Origin of the sequence: Candidatus Nitrosopumilus salarius BD31 (assembly GCF_000242875.2) — an archaeon.
GTDB lineage: Archaea > Thermoproteota > Nitrososphaeria > Nitrososphaerales > Nitrosopumilaceae > Nitrosopumilus > Nitrosopumilus salarius.
The window spans coordinates 19,904-27,690 of sequence record NZ_AEXL02000135.1 but is presented as its reverse complement, the minus strand read 5'-3'; the positions used below and the strand labels follow the sequence as shown (position 1 = coordinate 27,690).

The 7,787-nt window shown below is 34.5% G+C and carries 7 protein-coding genes; 3 read left to right on the top strand and 4 right to left on the bottom strand.

The genetic code is table 11. The features are described 5' to 3' along the window. The 3 genes from BD31_RS07995 to BD31_RS07985 form a co-directional block, all read left to right on the top strand. Nucleotides 1-713, top strand: a 713-nt coding sequence (locus BD31_RS07995; protein ID WP_008300946.1) for a malate dehydrogenase, incomplete at its 5' end; no start/stop codon positions are given. 33 nt (nucleotides 714-746) lie between these two features. After that, a complete protein-coding gene (gene larB, locus BD31_RS07990; RefSeq protein ID WP_008300940.1) occupies nucleotides 747-1,520 on the top strand; it encodes a nickel pincer cofactor biosynthesis protein LarB in 774 nt (257 codons plus the stop codon). A gap of 65 nt (nucleotides 1,521-1,585) precedes the next feature. Continuing rightward, the gene (locus tag BD31_RS07985) at nucleotides 1,586-3,166 is read left to right on the top strand and encodes a B12-binding domain-containing radical SAM protein (protein WP_008300931.1); all 1,581 of its coding nucleotides are present in this window, start codon (nucleotides 1,586-1,588) and stop codon (nucleotides 3,164-3,166) included. Here BD31_RS07985 and BD31_RS07980 read toward each other — a convergent pair. The 4 genes from BD31_RS07980 to BD31_RS10805 form a co-directional block, all read right to left on the bottom strand. After that, nucleotides 3,161-3,484 (bottom strand): hypothetical protein, encoded by a 324-nt coding sequence (locus tag BD31_RS07980; protein WP_008300990.1) that lies wholly within the window; start codon nucleotides 3,482-3,484, stop codon nucleotides 3,161-3,163. The genes BD31_RS07985 and BD31_RS07980 overlap by 6 nt on opposite strands. A 48-nt stretch (nucleotides 3,485-3,532) precedes the next feature. Further along, nucleotides 3,533-4,495 (bottom strand): CFI-box-CTERM domain-containing protein, encoded by a 963-nt coding sequence (locus tag BD31_RS07975; protein WP_008300988.1) that lies wholly within the window; start codon nucleotides 4,493-4,495, stop codon nucleotides 3,533-3,535. Between the two features lie 69 nt (nucleotides 4,496-4,564). Continuing rightward, nucleotides 4,565-5,800: a hypothetical protein gene (locus tag BD31_RS10810; RefSeq protein WP_008300977.1), complete on the bottom strand. Its 1,236-nt coding sequence runs from the start codon at nucleotides 5,798-5,800 to the stop codon at nucleotides 4,565-4,567. A 35-nt stretch (nucleotides 5,801-5,835) separates the two neighbouring features. Continuing rightward, nucleotides 5,836-7,743 carry a hypothetical protein gene (locus BD31_RS10805; protein WP_008300947.1) on the bottom strand — a complete coding sequence of 636 codons (1,908 nt, stop codon included), beginning with the start codon at nucleotides 7,741-7,743 and terminating at the stop codon, nucleotides 5,836-5,838. Nucleotides 7,744-7,787: the final 44 nt, after the last annotated feature.

The window sequence follows — 7,787 nt, the reverse complement described above, 5'->3', positions numbered from 1 at the left end:
ATCAAAATGTTGTTGTAGTGGTTGCAGGTTCTGGAAGAAAACCAGGAATGACAAGAATGGATCTCTTGAAAATTAATGCATCAATTGTAAAAAGCGTAGTTGAAAATATTAAAAAATATGCAGATAACTCTATGATCATCCCAGTTACAAATCCATTAGATCCAATGGCATACATTACTTACAAAGTATCAGGATTTGACAGAAGTAGAGTTTTTGGAATGGGTGGAATGCTAGATTTATCAAGATTTAGACAATTCATTCATGAAGCAACAGGTCACTCGCGTGATTCTATCAGAGCATTAGTAATTGGAGAACATGGTGAAAATATGTTACCGCTACCAAGATTTTCATCAGTATCAGGAATTCCATTATCATCATTTCTTCCAAAAGAAAAATTAGATGAGTTGATTCAAAATACAAAACAAGTTGCAGCAAAAGTCATAGAATTAAAAGGTGCAACAGTTCATGCTCCAGGAAATGCAATTTCTGCAATTGTTGAATCAATAGTAAGAGATAGAAAACAAGTAATTCCAGTTGCAACATATCTTGATGGTGAATACGGTCACTCAGATGTGACAATCGGAGTCCCAGCAATCATCGGCAAGAAAGGAGTAGAGAAGATCATCGAATTAGACCTAAATGATGAGGAAAGACAAGTATTTGATAAGGCAGTTAAGAGTGTCAAAGATGCTATCTCAGGTATAGAGATCTAAGCATTTTTTTATCATAGTAGAGAAAAATCATCATTGGAAATTCAAGAAATTCTGGAGTCATTAAAGGCAGGAAAAACTTCGGTTAAGAATGCAAAGAAGCTTCTTTCACTATACTCAATTGAGGAAATAGAAGAATTTGCCAAAATAGACATTAATCGAAGAAAAAGGAGAGGCATTCCAGAAGTAATTTTTGCTGAAACAAAAGAATTAGAGGAAATTAAAAAAATCATTGAGAAAACTCTGGAAAAAACAAATTCAGTAATCATTTCAAGAATTAAGAAAAAAGATTATCAAAAGATCATAACTTTTTCAAAGAAATTAAAAGTCAAAATAGAAATTGGGAAAAATTCATCGTCGTTATTATTATTTAAAAAACCAATTAAATTTCATGGAGGAAAAGTTGGAATTTTAACTGCAGGTACATCAGATATCGGGGTTGCTGAAGAATCAAGATTGATGTGCGAGGCAATGAATTGTAGATGCATAACAAGTTATGATGTAGGTGTTGCAGGCATACAAAGAATTTTTCCAGTTTTGAAAAAAATGATAAAGGAAGATGTGGATTGTATTATCGTTGCAGCAGGGATGGAAGGAGCTTTAGCTACTCTAGTATCTACCATGGTAGACATCCCAATCATAGGAATTCCAACATCTGCAGGTTACGGGTATGGTGGAAAAGGTATAGCAGCACTTGCTTCAATGCTTCAAAGTTGCTCGTTAGGATTGTCAGTTGTAAATATAGACAACGGAATTGCAGCTGGTGGAATTGCAGCAAACATTGCAAATAGAGCAAAGAAATCAAAATAGAATTTAAAAAACAGAGTCATTATTCTCGTAAATGATATATAACATACTTTAAGAAAGTCTGGTAATTGGCTGGGAAGCGTATTGTACTTACTGCGGATCGTAGTTTGATGACAAATTATAGAGGTAATTTTCTTTACGGATTTATTGCATGTGGACCATACGAGGTTCTTCCAGAATGGGTTTTTGACAAGGTTTTTTGTCCCTCAGTAGAAACAGATCCAATTACAGGACAAGTTAAGGTAGCTCAAGTAGGATTAAGAAGAATCGAGAGTTCGTTGCTTCAAGGCGGATACAAAAGAGAAGATGTGTTTCTTGCACATCCTGAAATGTTGCATAAATCAATTGGTCCAGATACCAAAGTTGTTGGAATTAATGTGATGGATCCATTGGGAATGGCTCCAGTTACAACAACAATGTCACCTGAAAAATTATCATATGTTGCAATGAAATTTAAAAAAATGTGTGCAAGCATCATTCAACTCAAAAAGAAACATGACTTCAAAGTAGTGGTTGGAGGTAATGGAGCATGGGAGCTAGCTAAATCAGATAGAATGAAAATACACGGAATTGATACAGTTGTTGTCGGTGAAGCAGATGAGTTAGCTGTAGACTTGTTCCAAGATTTAGAGAAAAATGATGCTCCAGAATTGATGCATTGTTTTGTTAGAAATCTTGAGAACATACCAATAATTGAAGGGCCAACAATTAATTCGCTAATAGAAGCAATGAGAGGTTGTGGAAGAGGTTGTGACTTTTGTGATGTAAACAAAAGATCAAAGAAAGATCTTCCACTAGATAGATTACAACATGAAGCAAAAATTAACTTAGACTATGGATTTGATTCAGTTTGGCTGCATTCAGATGAAATGTTACTTTATGGATGTGATAATAGAGATTTTATCCCAAATAGAGATGCCATAGTAGATTTATGGAAAGGACTCAAAGGACTAGGAGCCAACTTTATTGGAACAACACATATGACGTTTTCAGCAGTTGCCGCTGATCCTACATTAATGCAACAAATCTCACATGTCAATGAACAAGATAAAACAGGAAGGTGGTTAGCAACTAATTTGGGAATAGAGACAGTCGCACCAGCAATGGTAAAAAAACACTTAGGTGTAAAAACTAAACCATTTGCACCTGAAGAATGGGGAAGTGTTGTAAGAGAAGGTGCAAAGATTTTAAATGAAAATCACTGGTTCCCAGCTGCAACAATAATTATTGGTTGGCCAGATGAAACACCAGATGATATTCAGTATACTATTGATATGATGAGCGATTTTAGAGAAATGGATTTCAGAGGTCTAGTTGCACCGTTGCTTTATCAAGACTTTAGTGAGAAAAATTCAATGCACTTTGGAAACCTGAATGAGGCACAATTTACACTATTTTGGAAATGTTGGGAAAACAATTTGCGTGTGATCAATGACATCATTCCAATCATACTTAGAAATAAGACATATGGACCACCAATGAAGGTATTCATGTATGGAATTCTCAAAGCAGGTACTTGGGCAATTATGAGATATTTACGAGGATTATGCAAGGATCTATTCAATGGAAGAACACCTGATGAGATCATTGACAAGTACGCTAGAAGCAGATCAGTAACTGCACCAAAAATTCAAACAAAGAAATTATAGATTTTGAATCGCAACATCAGCGATAGTATTTCGTTTTGGCGTTAGAGATATGAAATATACTTTATCCGCTCTTTCAATACTTTCAACTTTTTTGTAAGACTTTGATTTTACATCAAATTCATAAATTCCAGGATCCAATGAACCCTTTGCATAAAGCATTAGATAAGTTTCGCCTGTAGCAGGACTAAGTGGAATAAATGACAATACAAAACCTTTGTAAGAATTTATTGGCATAGTATTTTTCATTGGAGGAGCTGCTGATGTCATATACATCAAAAGATCTTCAATTGAATCAAATTCTTCATACTCTGTATGCATAAAATGAATTAATTGCTTTCAGTATAATAACCTATTATAGAAATTGGATTATTTTCTAGATTTGATATGATTGTGAACTTTGAATCCAATTAATGCAGGTGCTGCAATATACATTCCCAAATTAAGTGCGATTACAGAAATACCCAATCCTAACACTTCAACTTCTGAACCATCATCAGCTAATGTCATAATAGACAATGTTGAGATCATTGGAGTGATGAATGCTCTAACTACTTCTTGGAATATTGGATTTTCTCTTTCCATGTCAGCAATTGTTGGTGAGAATGAATAGTATAATTGGTTGAATCCACTCATAAATGCTGTACCAGTTGTAGTACTCATTACAGTGTTATCTCGAATCTCTCTTAGGAATTGAACTTGTGGTGCTAACTCAGTTCCATATGCTGCAGTTGCAATTAAACAGCCACCACCTTTAGAGTCAGGTTTTTCAGTTTTTATCACTTGACAAATACCATTTACTAGTTCAGTGCCTGCTCCACATGTTGGTTGTGGTTCTGGTTCTGGTTCTGGTTCTGGTTCAGTAACAACTGGTGGTTCTGGTTCAGTAACAACTGGTGGTTCTGGTTCAGTAACAACTGGTGGTTTTGGTTTAGTAATTACTTGTTCTCCACCTACATAATTAATTGTGATTTGGGATTTATCTGCACCATGATGTAATTCAAGAGTATAATCGCCATTTAATTTCCATAGTGGTCCACCAGCAACAAATGTATGTTCAAAAGTACCGTCAGACTTTGGAGTAAATTGTCCAATAGTTACAAGGTTATTCTCAGGGGATTTTAAAATGAAAGTAATTGCTTTTCCAGAATTCATTGCTGCATCATAATCTTTAATGCTACCAGTGATCTTCACAGTTGCACCATTTGAATAAATCTCAGTATCAGAAGACACAGACAATGCAGGATTTGGATCACTAGTTGCGAAGACAACACCACTTATTCCATAAGAGAGAATTGAAATTGATAACAATACAAATGCTAGAAATCCCATAAGCCTCATTTTCAATTTGAATCAGGTTTGTGAGTATTTATATTTTCAACGAAATAAAAATTGACCAGATTATACTCTAATTATGCCTTTTTTGATCAAGAATTGGATTGATTTTATAAAATCTTGATCAGATATTTTATCATCACTCCACCATTTTGCATTATTTTTTAACCATGCAGGAACCATCCTATCAGAGATCGGACTATGGTCAGATGGCGATAATGAAATGATTCCTTTTTCTATTAAATAATCTACACTATCAACAAATTCAGAATCAGAGAGAATTGAGGAGGACCACGATTTAGCGTTAGTTTTTACCCAATTAGGGATTTCAGGAGACATGACCATAAATGAAACAGTTCCGACATCAAATCCAGCATGTGAAAGTTTTATTTTGTATGTTCCTGTAAGTGAATTTTCATTAATTGTAAAGACTGTTTTGTATCCTCCGCTATTTGTCAAAGAGGCCCCAAAACTCTGAATTTTTCCATCAGGTCCTGTCAGAGTAATGGTTAATGGCATTCCTCTTTTGTGATTTGTAATACTGCCAGAAAGTATTATGCTCTCTGTATCTCCAGAGAGAGGTTTAGAAATATTGGTTGTGCTCAAAGTTGGTTGTGTTGAAAAAGATGATGTCAATTTATTTCGAGACAATGTAAAGACATTAGGATTGCCAAATTCATCACGAGAATCATGGTATTTTGCATCAAGACTACCACCTGCAGTGGAGATTAATTTGGTACCAGATTTATCGCACATTTGAGATGGCATTTTGAAAACACCTGTAAAAATTCCGGTGCTAGGTCCAGTTTCTACTAGTGTAAAACCAGTATCACCCAAACCTCCATACTCAACTCCATTAACTGTGCAACGTTTGTATCGAATATCCTTGATTAAGATTTCCAACAAAATATTTCCATCTTTACCTACAGTATCTACATTAGGAGAATTAGGATCATTGATAACATAATAGATATCAATTAGATCATTTTTCAGATTCAGATCAGGATCTTTCAAAGTAAATGTTACTGGTTGACCAAAACGAAATGATGGAGAACTTGTAGATATGACACCAGAGTTTGTAAGTATGTCAGATTTTGATGAAGTTGGAGTAATCACACCCACTTCATCAAGATCAGAGTAAGAGAGGGCAATTCCTTTTTCATCAATCAATCTATTCGTAACAATAATTTTAATTTCATCGCCAATTGTCTTAATAGTTTGAATGAAATTAGGATCTAGTATATTCAATTGATTTGTCACTGCATATTCAAAAGTTCCCTTAAAAGTAGAAGAATTATCCAAAGTTTCTTCGAGCTCAAAACGATAGATGGAATTGTTTATACTTTCATCATTTTGTAATCCAAAAGAAAAAAATCGATTACGATGGGTTGATCATTTGTTTCATTAGAAATAGATAACATACCTGAAGGGTTAAAATCAATTACAAGAAAGACGGTTCCACTCTCATCAGAAATATCTGCCACATCTGAATCATCAATTTGAATAAATCCATACGATGATGAGATATCTCCTGCATCAACTATAGTTATTGAAGGACCTGTAAGAGATCCAAAATATAGAGTAAAAGTAGTATCACTAAAGTCAGAAATTCCATAATCATTTTCAAAGGATCTCAAATCATAATTAATCCAATTTGTGCCAGAGGTGTCAGATTCAGAAACATCTAGTAAAACAGATGATAGAGTAGAAGATGTAATTCCTAAACTAAAGGAAATTGCTTCGTACGAACCGTTTGCAACTGTAGACGTATCAATTTCCAACCTGTCAGAATTAGAGTCAGGAACAGAGGAATTTGCAGGATCAGCACCAGTAAATGGAGGGTATGAGGTGTAAAATATGGCATTTTGAGCATGCTCTAAAGTAACAGGATTTCCTATGGTGATTGTAGGAATGATTGCTGTTTCCCTAAATACATCCAAATCATCTCGTGCATTTGTGTTCAGATTTTGATCAGGATCTATTAAGATGACAGGATACTCAGTACCAGGATTCATAGGTTTAGAATCTGAACCTATTGTTAAGGTAGGCTTATTTACAGATACAGATGCTGAAGAAAATCCAGTTAAAACAGATATAGATTTTTGATCATATTCGATCCGCCCTGTTTGTCCTCTTGGTGCATCATTTAAGATTTTTACAATTGAATCATCATTGTCATCTACATTATCAAAGATGCCAGAGTTAGGACCATTTTCAACCAAAGTTATAATTTGAGAAAAAGTATTTGCACCATTACTTACAAAAGTATTTGGTTGTTCATCATTAGAATTTAATTCCATAACACTACCTAAATTGAAAAATAATTTTCCATTGTCCTCAAACCCCAAATTTGAAAGTGATGGAATCAAGTTTACCAATCCAGATCCGCCATTTGCAGAATCACTACCAGTACTATCAAAGGCCTGATAAAATGTTGATGATGTTGAATTAACATTAAATGTCCATGAATCTTCATCTGTTGGATCTTGATTTAATTGAAAATCATTGAGAGTTAGAAATACTTCTGAATTTTGTGGATATAAATCTCGATCAATATACATTGAGATATTATTACTATCATCATAATCCAGACTTACACTTTGAGGATTTCCAGCAGGATTGTATTGGATTATCACATCATTAAAAGAATATAATTGAATTAATGGCCATGCATCAGGATCTAAACCAATTTGCCCAGGTGAAATCTTAGAATTTGTATTAATGGCCTTCGCATTCCTTACGACATTATTCAGGCTAGTAGAAGACGATAAAGTTCCAGTACATTGAGAAAATTGCGAGTTACCATTGGTAGAGCCTGAAATTCCAGATGAATGCGGAATTGCAAATCCATCTGTTTCAGAAAGAGAAATCCCAAATACCGAAGAATCTCTACTACAAAAAACTCCAAAGTCTAAACCTTTACCAGGTAATCCAACTGTAGAATCAGCAATTTTTGCCTTGTCAACATTGGCAAAATATGCATACCAATTTCCATCAGTAGCTTGAACCATTCTAAGCGATTTTCCATTAAGTGTAACGTCAGGTTCTCCCTTTCCCTGATCAGTATCTTGAAGATTAGGATCACGAATTACTACTTCGATCACCATGGAACCTGAGAAACGATTATCAAATTTGGAATTTTCTGCAGATACATACAAGTTAGGATTGCTAGTTGCATCTGCCTGAAGAATTGGAACTAATGAAAGCGTGAAAAATAGTGCTAAAAAGAGATGAATATTCTTCAATATACAAAAAACCCCTTTCATCACAAATAATCTTGTCGTATGAT

Bases quoted from the DNA above. Each gene is read 5' to 3' on its own strand.
- BD31_RS07980 (WP_008300990.1), bottom strand. From the start codon at position 3,484: ATGCATACAGAGTATGAAGAATTTGATTCAATTGAAGATCTTTTGATG.
- BD31_RS07975 (WP_008300988.1), bottom strand. From the start codon at position 4,495: ATGGGATTTCTAGCATTTGTATTGTTATCAATTTCAATTCTCTCTTAT.